This window comes from Streptomyces sp. NPDC055140 (genome assembly GCF_053607285.1).
The window spans coordinates 59,601-78,674 of record NZ_JBSGTG010000032.1 but is presented as its reverse complement, the minus strand read 5'-3'; the positions used below and the strand labels follow the sequence as shown (position 1 = coordinate 78,674).

Sequence of the window (19,074 nt, the reverse complement as noted above, 5' to 3'; positions counted from 1 at the left end):
GGCAGGTGTCAAGTGGCCGACCGGGAAAGCACGTTCAGGAATTCTGTGCACCGCTCTTGTGACCGTGGAAGCGCTCCCTTAGCCTCGCTGCAACATCGAAGCGCTTCGACAAATGCGCGACGCGTTCCCCGAAGGGTTACCGCAATGACGCCGAACTCGCCCTCCGCCTCCGCTCCCAGCCGGAGAAGTTTCCTCGCCTCCACCGCCGTGGCCGCCGCAGCGGTGGCCGGCGGGATGCCGCTGCTCGCCGCATGCGGCGGGTCGGAGAACAAGGACCGGGAAGGCACGACCTCCGGGAAGGCCGCCGACAAGTTGCTGCCGACCTTTGTCGCCAGCAAGTTCGCCAAGCCCGACGTGCCGTCGAAGAACGGCTCGGCATCCGGTTACACCGGGAAGGTGGCCCTGTCGGCGCTGGTCACCTCGGCGCCGAACAAGCTCGGCACCGGCGCGCCCATCAAGATCATGTCTCCGCTCTGGGGCACGGCTCCCAAGGGCGACTGCGCCTACTACAAGGCGGTCGACAAAGCGGCGGGCACGAAGGTCACCTGGCAGAACCAGGACGGCAACACCTACGGCGAGAAGCTCGGTGCTGTCCTCGCGAGCAGCTCCATACCCGACATGGTGGTGGTGCCGAGCTGGGAGCTGACCGGCAAGATCCCGAACGCGGTCGCGGCGAAGTTCATGGACCTCGGCCCCTACCTGGCGGGCGACAAGGTCAAGAAGTACCCGAACCTCGCCGCGATCCCGTCGGACTCCTGGCGCATGAGCATCTTCGGCGGTGACCTGCGGGCCATCCCGATGCCGAGCGCCAGGGCGACCTTCATCGTGCCCTACTACCGCAAGGACATCTTCGACAAGAAGGGCTACGACGTCCCCAAGTCGCCTGATGAGTTCACCAGTTGGGCCAAGGACGCCACGAGCGCCAAGGCCAAGGTGTACGCCTGCGGCGACATGTCCTGGACCGCCTTCAACATCTTCGGCGTCCGCGCCTCGGGTACGCTCGGCTGGAACATCGGGGACGACGGCAAGCTGACGTACCGCATCGAGCAGCCCGAATACCTGGAAGCGCTGGAGTGGACCCGCAAGCTGTTCGACGCGGGCGTCGTACACCCCGACGACAAGGCCCGCACGGGCGACGCCGGCCAGCGCTTCACCGCAGGCCAGATCCTCGTCTACAACAACGACATCTCCAACTGGTACGTGAAGAGCGCCGAACAGGCCAAGGCCAACCCGGACTTCGTCTGCGGGGCCATCGACATCTTCGGTCCCGACGGCGGCGACCCGACGCTGTACGCGAGCCAGCCCGCCACCATCTGGTCGTTCATCCGCAAGGGCGCCTCCAAGACCACGGTCGAGAACGCGCTGGCCGCCGCCAACTTCGCGGCGGCGCCCTACGGCACGAAGGAGCGGATGCTCGTCGACTACGGCGTCGAGGGCACCCACTACACGGTCAAGGACGGCCTGCCCGTCAAGACGGACCAGGGCAACCAGGAGGCCATCAACGCCTGGGTGATGCTCGCCGCCCCCGCCCCCTACCTGGCCCACCCCGACCTCCCCGACATCACCCGCAAGCAGGTGGAGTGGGAGCAGCGGATGGGCGCGTTCACGAAGAAGACCTCCACCTACGGCATGAACATCGTCGAACCGTCCCGCTACGCGAACCTGGCCTCGCCGTTCGAGCAGCTGGAGATCGACTACGTACGCGGCAACAAGAAGCTGTCCGACCTGCAGCAGGCCATCTCCACCTGGAAGTCCGGCGGCGGCGAGAAGCTGCGCGACTGGTACAAGAAGCTCATCGAAAAGAACGGCAGCGGCAACTGATGTCTCTCACGGCCGGGAGCAGGCCCGACGGGACACGTCCCGCGGCGGCCGTCGAGGAACCGGCGGCCGCCCTCGCCCCGAAGGCGGTTCCCGACAAGCGCGCGGCCGGCAAGGTCCCCTGGCGGGTCCGGCTGCGCCGCGACCGCGCGCTCATCCTGATGACGCTGCCCGCCATCGGACTGCTCCTGCTCTTCAACTACGTACCGCTGCTCGGCAACGTGGTCGCCTTCCAGGACTACGACCCGTACTCCTCCAGCAACGGCATCACCGCGATCTTCCACAGCCCCTGGGTCGGCATAGAGCAGTTCTCCCGCATGCTCGACGACCCGGAGTTCTGGACCGCGGTGAAGAACACCATCGTGCTGTTCCTGCTCCAACTGGTGCTGTTCTTCCCGATCCCCATCGCCCTCGCGCTGCTCATCAACAGCGTGATCCGGCCCCGGGTGCGGGCCGTGGCGCAGGCGATCATGTACCTTCCGCACTTCTTCTCGTGGGTCCTCGTCGTCACCGTCTTCCAGCAGATCTTCGGTGGCGCGGGCATCATCGCGCAGACCATGGAGCAGCACGGCTGGGGCGGCTTCGACCTGATGACGAACGCGTCCCTGTTCAAGTTCCTGGTGACCGCGCAATCCGTGTGGAAGGACGCGGGCTGGGGGATCATCGTCTTCCTCGCCGCGCTCGCCGCCGTCTCCACCGACCTGTACGAGGCCGCCGCCATGGACGGCGCGGGACGCTGGCGCCGCACATGGCACGTGACGCTGCCCGCGCTGCGCCCGGTGATCGCGCTTCTCCTGGTCCTGCGGGTGGGCGACGCGCTCTCCGTCGGCTTCGAGCAGTTCCTGCTCCAGCGCGACGCCGTCGGCCGCGGGGCCAGCGAGGTCCTCGACACCTACGTGTGGAACGTCGGCATCCAGTTCGGCGACTTCAGTTACGCGGCCGCGGTCGGGCTGATCAAGGGTGTCATCGGCATCTGTCTGGTACTCGGTGCGAACAAGTTCGCTCATCTGCTCGGTGAGCAGGGGGTGTACCAGAAATGAGCCTCAACACGCAGCTGATCCGCAGCTTGCAGGCGCCGCCTCGTCCCGCGTGGGAAGAGGCGCCGAGCAGGACCGGGCTCACCATGAAGGGCGGCTTCCTCGCCCTGTGCTGCCTCGGGGTGCTCGCCCCTCTGTGGATCGTGATCGTCACCAGCCTCTCCCCGAAGCCCGTGATCGACCGCGCCGGCGGCCTCGTCGTCGTCCCCGAGGGCATCACCTTCGTCAACTACACGGAGCTGCTCGGTGGCGGGCAGGTGAGCCGGGCCCTCATGGTGTCGTTCGGCGTCACCCTCGTCGGCACCCTGTTCTCGATGACGGTCTCGGTCCTCGCGGCCTACGGTCTGTCGCGGCCGGGGAGTCTCGGGCAGCGGGTCATCCTGATGATCCTGATGGCGACCATGTTCTTCGGAGCGGGACTCATCCCGACGTATCTGCTGGTGCAGTCGCTCGGCCTGACGGACACCTATCTGTCGCTGATCCTGCCGAGTGCCGTCAGCGTCTTCAACATCCTGGTGCTGCGCGGGTTCTTCATGGGGATCTCCCCCGAACTCACCGAGTCCGCCCGCATCGACGGAGCGAGCGACCTGCGCATCCTGCTCACCATCATCATGCCGCTGTCGCGGGCCGTGCTCGCCGTGATCTCCCTGTTCTACGCGGTGGGGTACTGGAGCGCCTGGTTCAACGCCTCCATCTACCTCACCGACCAGCAGATGATGCCGCTGCAGAACGTCCTCATCCAGCTGGTCCAGAAACACACCGAGGCACCGACCGGCCTGCAGCAAGCGGTCCGCACGGGTGAACTCTCAGCGCTCGGGCTGCAGATGGCCGTCATGGTGCTCGCCCTCGTCCCGGTCGCCATCGCCTCGCCGTTCGTCCAGCGCCACTTCAAGAAGGGCATGCTCACAGGGGCGGTGAAGGGGTGACCATCGCACACGACGGCCGCCTGCTGTACGGCGGCGACTACAACCCCGAACAGTGGCCCGAGGAGGTGTGGGCCGACGACGTCCGGCTGATGAAGGAGGCCGGTGTCACCTCGGTCACGCTCGGCGTCTTCTCCTGGGCGAAGCTCGAACCGAGTCCGGGGGCCCGGGAGTTCGGCTGGCTGGACCGGCTGATGGATCTGATGCACACCCACGGCATCGGCGTCGTCCTCGCGACGCCGACCGCGTCACCGCCGCCATGGCTGGGCCGCCTGCACCCGGAGACGCTGCCGCGCGACGAGAACGGGCAGACCGTGTGGTGGGGCTCACGCCAGCAGTTCGCGCACTCCTCCAGCGCGTACCGCCGCCATGCCGCCGCGATCACCGAGGACCTCGCGATCCGCTACGGCCACCACCCCGCCCTGCGGATGTGGCACATCAACAACGAGTACTGCACCTTCGACTACGGCGACGAGGCGGCGCGCGCCTTCCGCGACTGGCTGCGCACGAAGTACGGCACACTGGATGCGCTCAACGAGGCCTGGGGCACCGCTTTTTGGAGCCAGCACGTGGAGACGTGGGCTGATGTGATCCCGCCGCGCCGCGCCCAGTACCTGCACAATCCGGCGCAGGTCCTCGACTTCCGCCGCTTCACCTCGGACGCGCTGCTGGAGTGCTACACGGCCGAGCGCGACATCGTCCGACGGCACTCCCCCGCCCGAGTCCCGGTCACCACCAACTTCATGCCGTTCTGGATCGGCCAGGACGCGTGGGCGTGGGCGGAGCGGGAGGACGTGGTGTCGGTCGACGTGTACCCGGATCCGCGGGACCCGCTGGGCGGTCAGTACAACGCGATGATCGCCGATATGACGCGCAGCCAGGCGCGCGGGCCCTGGATGGTGATGGAGCAGGCGGCGGGGCCGGTCAACTGGCGCGGCGTGAACCACCCCAAGCCGCGCGGCCTCAACCGGCTCTGGTCGCTGCAGGCGGTGGCGCGCGGCGCCGACGCCGTCTGTTACTTCCAGTGGCGGCAGTCCCGGCAAGGCGCCGAGAAGTTCCACTCGGGGATGGTCGGCCACGCCGGCGAGGAGGGCCGTACGTTCGCCGAGGTGAAGCAGATCGGTGCGGAACTGGCGGAGCTCGGATTGCAAGTGCCGGGCACACGAATTGCCGCCGACGTCGCCGTGCTGCACGACTGGCACTCCTGGTGGGCCGGCTGCCAGGACGGCAGGCCGTCGGCGAACGTCGCGTACGAGGACGTGGTGCGGACCTGGCACCGGGCCCTGTGGGAGGCCCACCTCACCACTGACTTCGCGCACCCCGAACACGACTTGTCGGCCTACAAGTTGGTGGTCGTGCCGCACCTGTATCTGCTCACGGACGCGGCGATCGAGAATCTCCTGGCGTACGCGCGCGGCGGTGGCACTCTCGTGTCCGGATTCTTCACCGGGGTCGCCGACGCGGACGACCGGGTGCGGCCCGGCGGCATGGACGCGCGGCTGCGCGCGCTGTTCGGGATCCGTACGGTGCACGAGTGGTGGCCGCTGGATCCCGACGAGACCGTGGACTGCGGCGAGTTCACCGGCACCCTGTGGTCGGAGGAGCTGACGGCCGAACCCGGCACCGAGGTCAGTGCCGTGTACCGCGGTGGCGAGCTCGACGGACTGCCGGCCGTGCTGCGGCGCGACCGGGCCCGGTACCTGTCGACGCTTCCCGAACCCCCGGCATTGCGCTCACTGCTCGAGGACGTGGCGGCCGAGGCAGGCGTACGGCCTCCGCTGCCCGGCCTCCCCGCAGGTGTGGAGGCCGTACGCCGCGGCCAGCTGCTGTTCTTGCTGCACCATGGACGGGACGAGGTGACCGTCACATTGCCGGACGACACGACGTACCGGGATGTGCTGACGGGGGCCGGGCACTGCGGTTCGGTGACTCTCGGGCGGTTCGGTGTCGCAGTGCTCGCTCCCGGGACGACGCGGGGGCACAGTGCCGGCTGACCATCCGCACGGCACCTGGGAACCGGCGCCGGCCACACGCTGGGAGGACGCATTCCTCAGCGGCAACGGCACCCACGGCGCCCTTGTGTTCGGTGACCCGCACGATGACCGCGTGATCATCACCCATCACACGCTGGTCCGCCCGGACAGCCAACCTCGCCCACGGCCGCCCGCGCTCGCCGCCCACCTCCCGCATATCCAGGACCAGTTGCTGGCCGGCGACGTCACGGCGGCCGAGCAGTTCACGGACGGCCGGGCGCTGCGCTGGGTTCAGGCGTTCCATCCGGCGTTCCAGGTGCGGTTCGTGCGGGACAGCGTGGTGTGGCGCGGTTACCGGCGCGCGGTCGCCTTCGCGACGGGGGTGGCCGAGGCGCAGTGCAGCGGGTGGCGCGGGCGGGTGTTCGTGTCGCGGGCCGACGATGTCGTCGTGCAGTACATCACCGGGCCCGGGCTCGACGGCGATGTGTCCCTGGACCCCCGCCTCGCCGGTGTGCCGGGCGGGCTCGGGGTCGGCCGCAGCGTCGTCCTGACCCCCCAGGGCGCCCAGTTGACACTGCGCTGCCGCTACCCGGACAGCGATCTGGCGTACACCGGGGTGACGGTCGCGCTGATACACGGCGGGCGGCGCTCGGTGGGCACCACGGGGCTACGAATCGAGGGCGCGGACGGGCTACTGCTGCTCACACGGGTGCGGCGGCATCTCGGGGAACTGGACGCGGGCGCCGAGGCAGCGGCGCTCGCCTCACTGGCGGGCCCGGACCTGGAGGAGACCTACGAGACCCTGCTCGCCCGGCACGAGGCCCCGCACCGCGCCGCTTATGAACGGGTCACGTTCACCCTCGACGCGCCACGCTCCGAACGCAGCCTGCCCGGCACGGAGTTGCTCGAACGGATCGACAGCCCGGCCCTGCTGGAGCGGCTGTTCGCAGCGGGCCGCTACCACCTGCTGAGCGCATCCGGCGCGCTGCCGCCCCGGCTCACCGGACTGTGGACCGGCGAGTGGGGCACGGCCTGGTCGGGGGCATTCACCACGGACGCCAACCTCAATCTCCAGACGGCGTCCGCGGCGGCCTGCGACCTGCCCGAGGTGACTCAGGCGCAAGGCGCCCTGATTCAAAAACAGTTGGCCGACTGGCGGGACAACGCGCGGGAGATCTTCGGGGCGCGGGGCATCGTCGCGCCCGCACACACCGACGGCGAGTCGGGACACACATACCACTTCCAGCGGGAGTGGCCGATGCACCTGTGGACGGCAGGCGCCGACTGGCTGCTCACCCCGCTCGTCGAGCAGGCCGAGACGACTGGGGAGCGGCCCGCGTGGCTGGCCGCCGCCCTTACCGAGCTCGCCCTGTTCTACGAGGACTTCCTCACCCGCACAGGACCCGACGGCCGCCTCGTGGTCGTGCCGTCGTACTCGCCGGAGAACCGGCCCGCGAACGCGAGCTGGGGCACGCTCAACGCCACGATGGACATTGCGGCGGCCCGGCACGCCCTGCGCACCGCCGCCGCCTGGCACCCGGGACCGGACAGCGACCGCTGGAACGCGCTCGCGGACCGGCTGCCCGACTACCGGGTCAACTCCGACGGCGCGCTTGCCGAATGGGCCTGGCCCGGCCTGGACGACGCCTACGACCACCGGCACCTCAGCCACCTCTACCCGGTGTGGCCGCACCACGACATCACCCCCTACGACACCCCGGAGCTGGCGAAGGCGGCACACCGCGCGCTCGAACTGCGCGGCGCCGAGAACCACTCGGCACACGGCCACCTGCACCACGCCCTGATCGCGGCCCGACTGCGCGACCCGCAACGGGTGGCCGCGGCGCTGCGCCAGGTCCTGACCGGCGACTACTTCCACCACTCCCTGATGACCTCGCACTACCCGGACCGCGACGTCTACAACGCCGACGCCGCGCACACCCTGCCGGCCCTGCTCACCGAGGCGCTCGTGCAGTCCACGCCCGACCGCCTTGTGCTGCTGCCCGCGCTGCCGCCGGCCTGGCAGCGCGGCGCCGTGCGCGGCCTGCGCACCCGGTTCGGCGCCCGCGTCGACCTGACGTGGGCGGGCGGCAGCTGCACAGCCGTCGTACGCCCGGAGCGCGACGCGCACATCGACCTCAGAACCCCGGCCGGCGGTGACGGGCTGCTGCGCCTGACCGCCGGCGAGGACCGCGAACTCACCATGAGGACGCGCTAGTTCCCCCCACCGGAGCCCACGGGCTCCTCCCACCATGGAAGGACACCATGGCACCCACCGTAAGACACTCCCTGCGCCGCCGCACGCTCCTCGGCTCCGTCCTCGCGGGCGGCGCACTGCTCGCCCTCGCCACCTCCCCCGCACAGGCGGCGATCTGGTCCTCCTCCGACCAGTGGGGCAACTACACCACCTCGGACGGCTACACCCTCTACAACAACATCTGGGGTTCGGGCGCGGGTGCGCAGACGATCTGGGCCAACTCTTCGTCGAACTGGGGTGTTTGGGCCGACCACCCGAACACGGGCGGCATCAAGTCCTACCCGAACGCGAAGAAGGTCGTGAACAAGTCGATCAGTTCGCTGTCCTCCCTCACCAGCAGCTACAACGTGACGGTGCCGTCGTCCGGCGCGTACAACACGTCGTACGACATCTGGGACAGCGACTACGACTACGAGGTCATGCTCTGGGTCAACTACAACGGAGCCGTCGGCCCGCTAGGCACCTCCCAGGGCAACGTCACTCTGGGTGGGCACACCTGGACCGTCTACAAGGGGAATAACGGGGCCAACGAGGTCTACTCGTTCCTTCGCACCTCGGACTCGACGTCCGGCACGGTCAACGTCCTGCCGATCCTCAAGTGGATCAAGGACACCAAGGGCTGGTGGGGCGACGAGACCATCGGTGACATGCAGTTCGGCTACGAAATCACGTCCTCGTCCGGCGGTCTGGACTTCACCACCAACAGCTTCAACGTCTCCAGCAGCTGATCCCCCACACAGAGGGACGCGCGGCTCAGGCTCCGGCGGGCGCCTGGGCCGCGCTCTCGCGCACCGTCAACTCCGGTGCCAGCAGCACGACTTCCTCGTCCGAGCCGCGCCCCTCGATCTTGGCGATGACCTGCTCCACGGCGCGCCGCCCCATCTCCTGCGCGGGCACCGCGACCGAGGTGAGCGGCACCGACGCGTGCGCGGCGACCTGCTCGGGGCAGACAGCGACGACGGAGACGTCCTCGGGGACGGCGCGGCCCGACTGGCGAAGCAGGGCGAGCAGCGGGTCGGTGGCCGCCTCGTTCTGCACGACGAACGCGGTCGTGCCGGGGCGCTCGTCGAAGACCCGCGACAATGTTGCCGAGACCGAGGCATAGCTGCCCTCGCAGGGGCGGTGGAGCAGTCGCAGGCCCAGCTCGGCGCTGCGCTCCCGCAGGCCCGTCAGGGTCCGCTCGGCGAATCCGGTGTGCCGCTCGTACACGGCGGCGGCCTCGCCGATGACGGCGATCTCACGGTGCCCGAGGTCGGCGAGGTGCTCGGCGCACACTGCTCCGGCGGCGGCGAAGTCGAGGTCCACACAATTGAGTCCGGTGGTGTCGGACGGCAGGCCGATGAGGACGGCGGGCCGGTTCGCGGCACGCAGCAGCGGCAGCCGCTCGTCGTCCAGTTCGACGTCCATCACGATCATGGCGTCGGCGAGCGCGCTGCCTTCTATGCGGCGCACCGCCTCGGCGCCCTCCTCGCCGGTGAGCAACAGGATGTCGTAGCCGTGGGTGCGGGCGGCGGTGGCGACGGCCATCGCGATCTCCATCATCACCGGCACGTACATGTCGGTGCGCAGCGGCACCATCAGGGCGATGATGTTCGACTTGCTGCTGGCCAGCGCCCGGGCTCCCGCGTTCGGGTGGTAGCCCAGCTTGCGGACGCTGCTCTCGACGCGCTCGCGGGTGGCCGCGGAGATGGACCGCTTGCCGCTGAGGGCGTAGCTCACGGTGCTGGCGGAGACTCCGGCGTGCCGGGCGACCTCTGCGAGCGTGACCATGTCGTTCTCCTGAGCTGTGACGAGGGGACGCCGACGCGAAGCGCTTCGACGGGCGCGGGTTGCCCGTGACCGTTCGACCTGTCGACCCTATGGGGATCGACGGACGCCTGTCCATAAGTCTGTCGAAGCGCTTCGACACGGTGGGACTACCGGGGGCCTCCGCACAGAGTAGTGACAGGGTGCTGCACTGTGCTGCGGCGGGCAGTACCCGGCCCGACTACGCGCCACCACCGACGTGTTCGGCTCTGCTGCCCGCGCTGTTCGGCCCGCAGCTGCCGTCGCGTCATCCTGCCGGTGCGGGATTCGGAGGGCGCCCACTCGGACAGCACCCCCTACGGGCCCCGGCTTGTGGCGCCGCTGTCGGCACGGGGTCCGATCTTCGGAGCGGTCGCCTTCGAGTGCCGGCTCGGCGGCGAGCCGTTCACTCCTGGGGACGTGGACCTGGCGAAGGGCATCACCACGCGCACCGCGGGCAGTCTGGAGAACGCGCTGCGCTTCACCCGCGAGCACATCGTCATGACCGGGAAGCACGGTCTGCCTCGCCTCCCCCGCGGCCAGGTGCGAGCAAGGCCCCACGCGCCGCAGCCTGGCCCCAGACCGTGTCCTGCTCGTCGTACGCACCCGGCACCTGTCTCCGGACGAGGGTTGCCCGGTGGGATGTGCCGCCCGAACTCCAGTCGGCCGGACCGGCCCGGGAGCAGACACACTCACGCCTTCCGGAGTGGCGCCTTGGCGTCTGGGCGACACTCGCCAAAGCGCTGGGGAGTTCGCTACCGCGAGGACGGCACAACCGTCTGGGCCCAACTCGACTCACAAAGCACCGACTACTGCCAGACACGGATGTAGTCCACATACATGGTGGAGGTGTAGTCCAGGGGGGCGTCCGCGATGTTGCCCTGGGCGTAGGGGATGACCTCGTGGGACGCGATGGGGAACTCTCGGACCTGGCTGATCAGGTTGGGGTCGGTGATGGTGCGGACCACGGTGCCTTCGTAGCTGAACGTCATCCGAGTGGATGTCCAGTCCAGGGTGACGGTGTGGTACCAGGTGGTGTCGTGCAGGCCGGGGGCGCTGACGTTGGTGCTGGACTGCTGGTGGTCGGCGCCGTATCCGTCCCAGTGGATGGTGACGCCGTACTGGTTGGCGGTGCTGAAGGTCTCCATGATGTCGATCTCGGCGCCGTCCCGCGCTGTGCCGTCCACCGCGCCGCCGGGGGTCACCCCATTGCTGGCCTGCAGCCACGCGGCAGCCAAGTGCCCCTGAGTCGGGGGGATGTGGATGCTGTACTCGATGGTGCCGAACGTGAAGTCGAACTGGCCCTGGCTGTCGATGCGGCCGCCGCCGTAGGTACCGTCGCCGACGTTGCTGATGTCGATGGCGAGCGCACTGTTCGTCACCCGGACGTTGGATGCCTTGTACCAGTAGTCGCCGCGGTCGACGTCGAGGATGTTCCACTTGTTGGTGTCCACGCTGGTGCCGGTGAACTCGTCGCTGAAGACGAGCGTGGACGCGGCCCGTGTTGCCAAGGGCCCGACATGTGGTTGCGCGTCGAGCGGGGTCGCCGGGTCGACGAGTGCCGGGCGGGTGCTTGCGACGGCAGGTTCGGCGGCGTAGGCAAGGGTTCCCGGTAGTGCGGCGACGGCCCCGGCCGCGCCCACGGTACGGATGAGGCGGCGGCGTGACATCCCGTTGTCCTGCATGCTGTCCTCCTGGGTTTCGGCTCTGGAGCCCCGCGAGGCGCGGGCGGGGGTCCGGCGGCCCTCGCCCCGTGAATCAGTGGATCGGCCGGTGTCCCTTTCAGGGCACGTTCAGGGTGGCTGTCACGACAGCACGGCCGTGGCACTGCCGGCGTGGGTGGTCACCGTCACCCGCACCGGGTCGGTGGCTGACGGTGGTTCCGCCTGGAGCACGCCGTTGGACAGGACGGTGATCCGGGCAGCGGGTACGCCGTCGAAGTCGACCCGGGTGCCGGGGCCGAAGCCATGGCCTGCCACCAGGACATCACCTCCGTCCGTCGCCCTGTGGGCGTAGCCGACGCCGGGCGGTGTCGATGTCGTCAGGCGCTGCCAGCGGCCGGTCAGCCCGGCCTGCGCGAGGGTGTCGGCGGGCAGGTCGGCGGCGTCCGGCGTGCTGGGGATGGCCCGATTGCCTTCGATACGGGTGTCCACCGGTACGGGTGGTGAGCAGTGAAACTCGCCGGTCAGGCCTGACTGGACGTTGCCGACGTAGTCGAGATGGCCGGTGGTCTGGCAGCCGCCCTGCGCCTGTTTGGCGCCCCACTCCAGGTTTCCGGTCCAGTTCAGCCACTGCGCCCCGGCGTCGTCGTACCAGGTGAAGTTGACGTTGCCCTGGTCGTAGGCGACATTGCCCGCCACGGTCAGGCCGTGCGCGATGCTCGCGGCCCGGTCCACCGAACCGTCGGCGGCCTTGATGGTCTGGCCCTGATGCCCCTCGACGTACACCGCACCGCCGTCCTTGAGGACCTGCATGTAACGGTGGATCAGGTTGTGGCTGATGGTGTTGTCGCTGTTGATGTTGGTGGTGTTCTCGGGGTGTGCGGCGTTGTCGACGTGGCCCTGGATGACTCCTGCGGAGATGCCGGTGTAGGGCAGGTCACGCAGTTCGTTGTGGGTGACCAGGGTGTGCCGGGTGAAGAAGAGGGTGATGCCGGCCGCGCTCGGGTAGTCGGCTCCGGCGTGGTGGATGAGGTTGTTCGCCAGGGTGTTGCCCGAGTTGATCTCACGGTCGTCGGCGCCGGCGTCGGAGGGGTGGGGGTCGGTGGTGTTGCCGAGGATGATGCCGTTCCCCGAGATGTCGGCGAAGGTGTTGCCTTCGACGGTGTTGTCGCGGCTGCCGTGTTCCAGGACGAGTCCGGCCGCGCCGAGGTGGGTGAAGGTGTTGCCGCGCAGGATGATGTTGTGGGCGGCGGTGAACTGCACGTTGCCGGGTTGCCGGGTGAGCGCGCCGAACGGGCACGTGCCCGGCGGCGTGCCGAAGGTGCAGGTGCCCTGCGGCCGTGCGGGGTCGTCCCCGGTGAGCCGCAAGTTGTCCTGTACGTCGGCGAATCCGGCGGGGCTGCTCGGGTCCAGCCAGGTGGCGTACGCGAAGTCGAGGCCGGAGAGGGTGAGGTTGCGCACCGGTGCGTCGAGCGTGCCGGCGCCCTTCACCAGGGTGCTGAGACGGGGCACTTCGACGTCGAGGGAGTGGATGTCGGTACCGGCGGCGGGGATGTAGTCGAGGACGCCGCGCTCCTGGTCGACGTACCACTGCCCGGGATGCAGGAACGGATAGCCGTTCTCGATGCGGGTCGGCGCCGTGCCCGCCTTCATCGAAGGCAGTGAACCCGAAGCCTGGGTGAACGTCGGCCGCTTCGTGACGTTGCCCCAACAGGGTTGCTGCATCAGGAGAGTTGAGCCCTGTGCCGACTCGATGCGGCAGCGCGACTGGGTCCAGGGGCCGTTGCCGCCGGTGTAGACGAACTCGACCCTGCGCAGTGCGTCCGCACCGACGGCTTCGAGCAGGTCCTGGCCCCAGGTGGCGGGTGTGGTGGTGTAGCCGCCGCTCGCCGCAGCGAAGGACAGATTCAGGTCGGCGGGGGTCACCTGGGAAATGGGCGCACGCTTGCCGTCGACGTAGACCTGACGGGTGTCGAGGCCCTTGGGCAGCGGAGCCTCCCAGATGTTCTTGTCCTTGTCGCGCAGCGTCCAGTGTGTGACCTTGAGCGCCCCGCTGAGCACCGGATGCGCACCGTGCGCCGCCGTCCATGTGACCCGGTGGGCGCCGCGGCCGGAGTCATCGGGCCCGAATTCCAGGGGCTTGTCGAGGCGATACGTCCCGTCGGCCAGTTCGACCACGATGTCGCGTGCCCGCCCCGACGGCAGCAGATGCCGCACCCGGTCCTTGGCGCCCTCCACCGAACACGGATGCCTGGACGAGCATGCGTTGCCGCCACCGTCGGGGGCCGCGTGCAGTACGACGACGGGTGGTTCGCCGGCCGTGGCGGCGCCCGCGGGAAGCAGGACGCCCGCGAGGACCGTGGCAAGGGCCAGGGGCACAGCGGCCTTTGCGCGTCTCAGGCTTGGCATGAGGCGGTGACGCATCAGGAGGTCCCCTGTCGGTCGTCGGTGGCGAGGGCGAACACGTGGATCAGCGGAGCCTTGGCGCCGAGAGGTCCCGACGCGGTGGGCAGTGTGACGGAGACAAGGCGCTTGGCCGGGTCGGCGTCGACGTGGACGGCGTACAACTGCGCCGGGCGGGTGGCCTGGGCACGGCCGCTGCCGTTGACCCTTCCCGCGTCGGCGGCGATCACGGCGGCCGAACCCGTCGCGGCGCCCCAGTCGGGCACAGTCACCTCGCCGGTGGCGGTGGTGCCGTCGGCGTAGGCGAGCGTGACCTTCCCGGTGATTCCCGCGGACGTCCCGTACGTTCCGGTGACCAGGAGACCGACACGGGCCGCGTGTCCGGTGAGCGGGATGCGCTGACCGTCGGCCACGGCGTTGTCCCGGTCGGTGGCATCCGGCGACGGCAGGACGAAGGTGAATCCGTCAGCCGAGACCGTGCGGCCCCGCTCGACGCCCGCCGCCGCGAGGCCCTCGGCGGACAGGCTCGACTGCGCACCGTCGATGTCGCCACGCTGCGGGTTGCCGTCCTGCGTGATGCCGATGTTGTCGTAGGCCTCGGTCAGGTCCCGCAGCGGCAGCGCTGACAGCGCCGAGCCCCGCACCCTTCGGCTGCCCTCGCCGGCGGCGAAGTCGACCGTCGCCGCGAGACGGTAGGGGCCCGCGTGCGCGGCCTCGTCGGGCGTGACGATGAACCGCACGGTGCGGCGCTGATGTGGCGGTACGGTGACGTGCCGCGCCGAAATCGCGTGCGCCAGGGCAGTGTTGTCGCGGGTGTGCTGTGCGGTCAGGCGCACCTCGACCCGGGGAAGGGCCCGGCCTGTCGTGTTCGTCACCTCGGCCTCGACCACGCTGCGGTGGCCCTGCGACAGGTCGCGCGGTGCTCTCACCGTGACGTGCACGTCCTGAGGGGCGGCGAGAACCTCCAGTTCGGCCACGACCGGCTTGGCCTTCGCTGCGCCGACGAGGCGCACCCACCGGTAGGCGTGCGCGGCGTCCACGGGCAGCGTCTGCCAATCGCGGGTAGGCGTCCACTCCACGCTCGACAGCGTCGTGCACCCACGGTCCGGTCCGGCGGAGCAGCCCTCGATCCTGGCTCCGACCAGCGAGGAGAGGTCGGCTGTCGATGTACTGCGGGGCAGCAGCCGCACCGCGGCCGGGCGCACCGCGCCGTGTTCCCCGAGATCGAGGCCGACGGCAGCCCCCGCGGTATCCGCGGCGAACGCGGTAGTCGGGTCGCCGTCGGCGGCGTTCGCCACTCCCTCGGGCCCGTACGCCGTGGCGCTCACCGGCCGCGCGTCGGGGTCCGTGGGCTCGGCGACGCCTGGAGCGGTCCCGACGGTGTCGGCCATCGCCTCGTAGTCGAGATAGCTCGCCCTGCGCGGACTGCCCCACGCGGTGGAGGCCAGGATCTGCAGCGGACGCCGCAGATACGTCAGCGAGTAGGCCTCCGGCGCCGTGTACTGTCGGTCGCCCCACTGCGCCATCTCAAGGCCCTGCACCCGGTCCGAGGTGCTCACGGCGTACGTGCGGTAGAGCGCGTCGTCGTCCGGGATGTACTGGCCGTTGGCCGTGCCCGGCATGGCCTTGGGGACGACGTACAGGCGCGAGAACTCGTTGCTCACCACGACGTCGTAGCCCTGGTCGATGAACGTCTGCTCGTCGCCCAGCCACGCCTGGATGCGGATGTCCTTGTCGACGGTGACCGAGCCCGCTCCCCCGGCCTGCGGCCACCAGCCCCAGATCTGCATCTTCTTGCCGTGCCGGGCGAGCAGCGCGTTCAGGTGGTTCTCGTACGCGAGGAAGACGTCCTGGGTCCGGGAGTAGCCCTGCGCCTTTGCGTACGCGGCGAGTTCGGGGCACTTGTCCTGCGTGGCGGCGCGTGGTGTCTCGTCGCCTCCGAGGTGGATGACCGGTGAGTCGAAGAGGTCCACGATCTTCTCGGCGAGCCCGTCGAGCCAGGCCACGTTCTGCGGTTTGGTGATGTCGACGGTGAACCCGGGGTCGACCCGGGCGGTGTCGATGATCGCGTTCATGGACGCGCAGTCCCAGCGCAGGCTCGGCCGGTACTTCGACATCGCGGTGGCATGCGCGGGGATGTCGAACTCCGGGAGCACGGTGACGTGAAAGCGGGCCGCGTAGTCCTGCACGGCGCGGAGATCGGCGGGGGTGTACGACTGTGCCGCCGCGAGCCCCTCGTAGCCGGGCAGGTCTAGCCGGAAGAACTCCGAGTCGGTCAGGTGCCAGTGCAGGGTGTTGAACTTCGTCCACGCCAGCTGACGGATCGTCTGCTTGATGGACTCCACCGACCAGTACGTGCGAGCGGTGTCGATCATGAGGCCTCGGGTCCGCTGCGCGGGGGTGTCCCGGGTAGTGCCGACCGGAAGCGAGGCGTGGTCATCGGAGGTCTTCAGTATCTGCTCGACCGACTGCTCCGCATAGAAGGCACCGGCCGGGCCGTCACCGGATAGGCGGACCAAGTCCCGGGTCACGTCGATTCCGAACCCCTCACCGACGTTGTCCCGCGCGGTGACCTCGATGTCGCCCTTGCGCGCCGAGCTACCGGCGACGACCGGCAGTCGCCGGGCGCCCAGCGCCGCCAGGTCGTCGGCGAACGTACGCGCGTCGGTGACCAACCGGGACCCGGGCGCACCGTCAACGACGATCCGGGACCGCCGGGTGAGCGTGAACTGGCCGCTTCCACCCGACCAGTTCTGCAGGGGCGGTACCACAGCGGGGGCGGCAGCGACCTCCGCAGGAGCTGCCGCGGAGGCACCGCCGGGGGCCGACAGCGCCCCGATGACCGCGAGTGCGGCCGCAGCCGCGCTTATCAACCGACTTGCCCTGCGCGGCACTTGGCCACCTCCGAGACTCGTGGTGTAGACCACGTGAACTGGAGGGGAGGTTACTGAGTCAGCCCGGGCAGCGCCAGAGTGAAGGCAGAGAAACCTCCTCAATACCTCCGATCAATCGGGCAGGCCGGGCAGCGAAGGGCTGAACGGGGCTCCCTTGATGGCAGAGCAGCCCGGCCGTTCCCTCCCCGGTGCCGCGCGGCTCCGCCTCCATCGCGCGCAGCACCTCGCGCGGGGTCCGCCCCCCGTATCAGTGTCAGGGTGTATGCGCTCTCCAGCATGCGCAGTGTGCCTGATGCCTCTGACAACGCCCGGTGCATGCAAGCTGGTTCTTACAGCTGGAGCTGGTCCTCGGGTCGCGCCGCCGTGTCCGTGTCAGCAACATGCTCGTGTTACGAGCTCTATGGCGTCGTGCCAGCCCAGGCATCACTGCTACTGAATCTGACGTACTGAGCCCGCAGGGATTCAGGAATGGATCGGCAGTTCGGCAGTAACCATGAAGCCGCCGTCAGCGCCGGGCCCCGCCGTGAAACGGCCTCCCGCCGACTGGGCGCGCTCCCGCATCCCGATCAGCCCGAACCCGCTCACCTCGTCGCCCGGCACGCCAACCGGACTTTCGCCCCCGTAGTCGCACACCGTGATGGTCAGAGCGTCTGTGGCGTACGCCAACGTCACCCGCACCATCGCCCCCACCGCATGTTTGCTCACATTGGTCAGCGCCTCCTGCAGGATCCGGTACGCCGTCAGATCCATCCCTGGCGCCAAAGGGCGTTCCTCCCCCTCGACCACCACCGAGACTGCCAGCCCCGCGGCAGCGTGTGCCGCCACCAATTCCGGCAACCGGCTCAGCCCGGGAGCCGGCTCCAACGGCGCATCCGTCTCGTCCGGTCGACGCAGCAACCCCACCGTCGCCTTCAACTCCCGCAACGCGGAAGCTGTTGTCCCCGCCAATTCGGTGATCAAATGCTCCGCCTGCTCCGGCCGACTCCGTACCAAATGCGCAGCAGTTCCCGCCTGAGCGTTGGCCAGCGCCAGGTGATGGGCGACCACGTCATGCAACTCCCGGGCGATCCGCACCCGCTCCTCCCCCACCCGCCGACGCGCTTCCTCCTCGCGCGTACGTTCCGCGAGTTCGGCACGCGTGAACAACGACTCCACATACGCACGGCGCACCTGCACCGCCGAACCCCATGCAACGGGCAAGAACAAGAAGAAAGCGGGGTTGAGAGCCGCCAGAACCATGTTCCGGTACGTGTCGGTGAGCAGGGCTGGAGGAATGATCAGCACCGCAACCCCGAGGGCGTACAGATTTGCCGCCTTGCGGTCGACTTCAAGTGCCAACCAGTACAAGGCGACCATGGCCGGCGCGAACAACAGAGGAGTAGTCAAATACCCGTACCCGGAGGCCGCGCTCGCGCAGACGCCGGTGACGACGACCACGGCTCGCGGATTGCTGCGGTGCCACCACAATGCGGTGCAGGCGAGCACCGACAGAATCAGACCGGGCCACCAGGCAATCTGTTCCGGCGTCGTTCCCCAGGTGCCCTGCATGCTGGCGTAGACGGCCAGGGCGAACGCGCCCGCAATGGTGAGCACATCGGCCGAGCGCGGATGGTCGCGCAGATGGTGCAAGAAACGGTTGAGCATCGCACTCTCCGGTCAGCGGTGATGCCTATGGTCGGCGACGCCGCCACGCATCACCGGGCAGTGCACACCGCCGGTGTGTCGTGGACCGTCGCACCACGAGGCCAATCCGGCGCACGGCGGGCCGTGGCCGCCGCCGGCCGCGTCGATGGCATCGCGTGGGCAATATCTGGACGGGCTTCGGGAGTACGAGTGCCGCGCACCCGCTGTCCGGAGTCCGCCTTGACCGCACTCGTGGACGTGCTCGATGCCGCCGTGGTGCGGCACAACGCCTACGCGGCGGAAACGGGAGACTCCGAGCGCTTCGTCACGGCCTTGGTCGTAGAGATCACGCCCGACGAGCACGTCCAGTTCGCCAACTGTGGCCACGATCTCCCTTACCTGGTGTGCGACGGGGTAGCCACAGCCCTGACACTGTCCGCTTCCGTACCGCTGGGGCTGGCCGCGCTGCCCGACACGCCCCAGGCCATCGACCATGTCGCTCGGCCCGATGGGGCGAAGCTCCTGCTGTCTGCCGACGGACTCACCGAGACCCGCGACTCCGCCGGTAACTTCTATCCACTCGACAAGCGCGTGCAAGAGCCTGCGCACCTCGCTCCGGATGAACTGCCCCTGTCACTCTACGAAGACGCCCGCCGGTTCTCCCGCCGGGACCAACACGACGACATCGCCGTTCTGACCG

Annotated in this window: 11 protein-coding genes and 1 pseudogene; 7 read left to right on the top strand and 5 right to left on the bottom strand. The window is 69.2% G+C overall.

Annotated elements, in window-relative coordinates; translation table 11 throughout:
• Positions 1-144 precede the first annotated feature (144 nt).
• From ACWFR4_RS39750 to ACWFR4_RS39725, 6 genes are read left to right on the top strand one after another with little or no spacing between them, the layout of a single operon-like run.
• Positions 145-1,821 carry an extracellular solute-binding protein gene (locus ACWFR4_RS39750; RefSeq protein ID WP_453656519.1) on the top strand — a complete coding sequence of 559 codons (1,677 nt, stop codon included), beginning with the start codon at positions 145-147 and terminating at the stop codon, positions 1,819-1,821.
• Entirely contained in the window at positions 1,821-2,858 is a 1,038-nt protein-coding gene (locus ACWFR4_RS39745) for an ABC transporter permease (protein ID WP_453469905.1), read from the top strand. The genes ACWFR4_RS39750 and ACWFR4_RS39745 overlap by 1 nt, the downstream gene beginning before the upstream one ends.
• The gene (locus tag ACWFR4_RS39740; protein WP_453656518.1) at positions 2,855-3,781 is read left to right on the top strand and encodes a carbohydrate ABC transporter permease; all 927 of its coding nucleotides are present in this window, start codon (positions 2,855-2,857) and stop codon (positions 3,779-3,781) included. Before ACWFR4_RS39745 ends, ACWFR4_RS39740 begins: the two co-directional genes overlap by 4 nt.
• Positions 3,778-5,772, top strand: a complete 1,995-nt coding sequence (locus tag ACWFR4_RS39735; RefSeq protein WP_453656517.1) for a beta-galactosidase — start codon at positions 3,778-3,780, stop codon at positions 5,770-5,772. The genes ACWFR4_RS39740 and ACWFR4_RS39735 overlap by 4 nt, the downstream gene beginning before the upstream one ends.
• Positions 5,762-7,969, top strand: coding sequence for a glycosyl hydrolase family 95 catalytic domain-containing protein (locus tag ACWFR4_RS39730; protein ID WP_453656516.1), 2,208 nt, complete (start codon positions 5,762-5,764; stop codon positions 7,967-7,969). Before ACWFR4_RS39735 ends, ACWFR4_RS39730 begins: the two co-directional genes overlap by 11 nt.
• 47 nt (positions 7,970-8,016) lie before the next feature.
• Positions 8,017-8,736 carry a GH12 family glycosyl hydrolase domain-containing protein gene (locus tag ACWFR4_RS39725; protein WP_453656515.1) on the top strand — a complete coding sequence of 240 codons (720 nt, stop codon included), beginning with the start codon at positions 8,017-8,019 and terminating at the stop codon, positions 8,734-8,736.
• A 25-nt stretch (positions 8,737-8,761) separates the two neighbouring features.
• On the opposite strand, the gene ACWFR4_RS39720 is transcribed toward ACWFR4_RS39725, so the two are convergent.
• From ACWFR4_RS39720 to ACWFR4_RS39700, 5 genes are all read right to left on the bottom strand, one after another.
• Entirely contained in the window at positions 8,762-9,778 is a 1,017-nt protein-coding gene (locus ACWFR4_RS39720) for a LacI family DNA-binding transcriptional regulator (protein WP_453656514.1), read from the bottom strand.
• An 824-nt stretch (positions 9,779-10,602) separates the two neighbouring features.
• Positions 10,603-11,478 carry a glycoside hydrolase family 16 protein gene (locus tag ACWFR4_RS39715; protein ID WP_453656513.1) on the bottom strand — a complete coding sequence of 292 codons (876 nt, stop codon included), beginning with the start codon at positions 11,476-11,478 and terminating at the stop codon, positions 10,603-10,605.
• Positions 11,479-11,598: 120 nt separating this feature from the next.
• Positions 11,599-13,863 carry a right-handed parallel beta-helix repeat-containing protein gene (locus ACWFR4_RS39710; RefSeq protein ID WP_453656512.1) on the bottom strand — a complete coding sequence of 755 codons (2,265 nt, stop codon included), beginning with the start codon at positions 13,861-13,863 and terminating at the stop codon, positions 11,599-11,601.
• A 14-nt stretch (positions 13,864-13,877) separates the two neighbouring features.
• Positions 13,878-16,730 (bottom strand): family 20 glycosylhydrolase, encoded by a 2,853-nt coding sequence (locus tag ACWFR4_RS39705; protein WP_453656511.1) that lies wholly within the window; start codon positions 16,728-16,730, stop codon positions 13,878-13,880.
• A gap of 483 nt (positions 16,731-17,213) precedes the next feature.
• Complete coding sequence (locus ACWFR4_RS39700) at positions 17,214-18,395, bottom strand: sensor histidine kinase (RefSeq protein WP_453656510.1); 1,182 nt, start codon at positions 18,393-18,395, stop codon at positions 17,214-17,216.
• Here ACWFR4_RS39700 and ACWFR4_RS39695 point away from each other — a divergent pair.
• Positions 18,360-19,070 (top strand): annotated as a pseudogene (locus tag ACWFR4_RS39695) (PP2C family protein-serine/threonine phosphatase); the annotation flags it as partial. The gene ACWFR4_RS39700 and the pseudogene ACWFR4_RS39695 sit on opposite strands and share 36 nt — an antisense overlap.
• Positions 19,071-19,074: the final 4 nt, after the last annotated feature.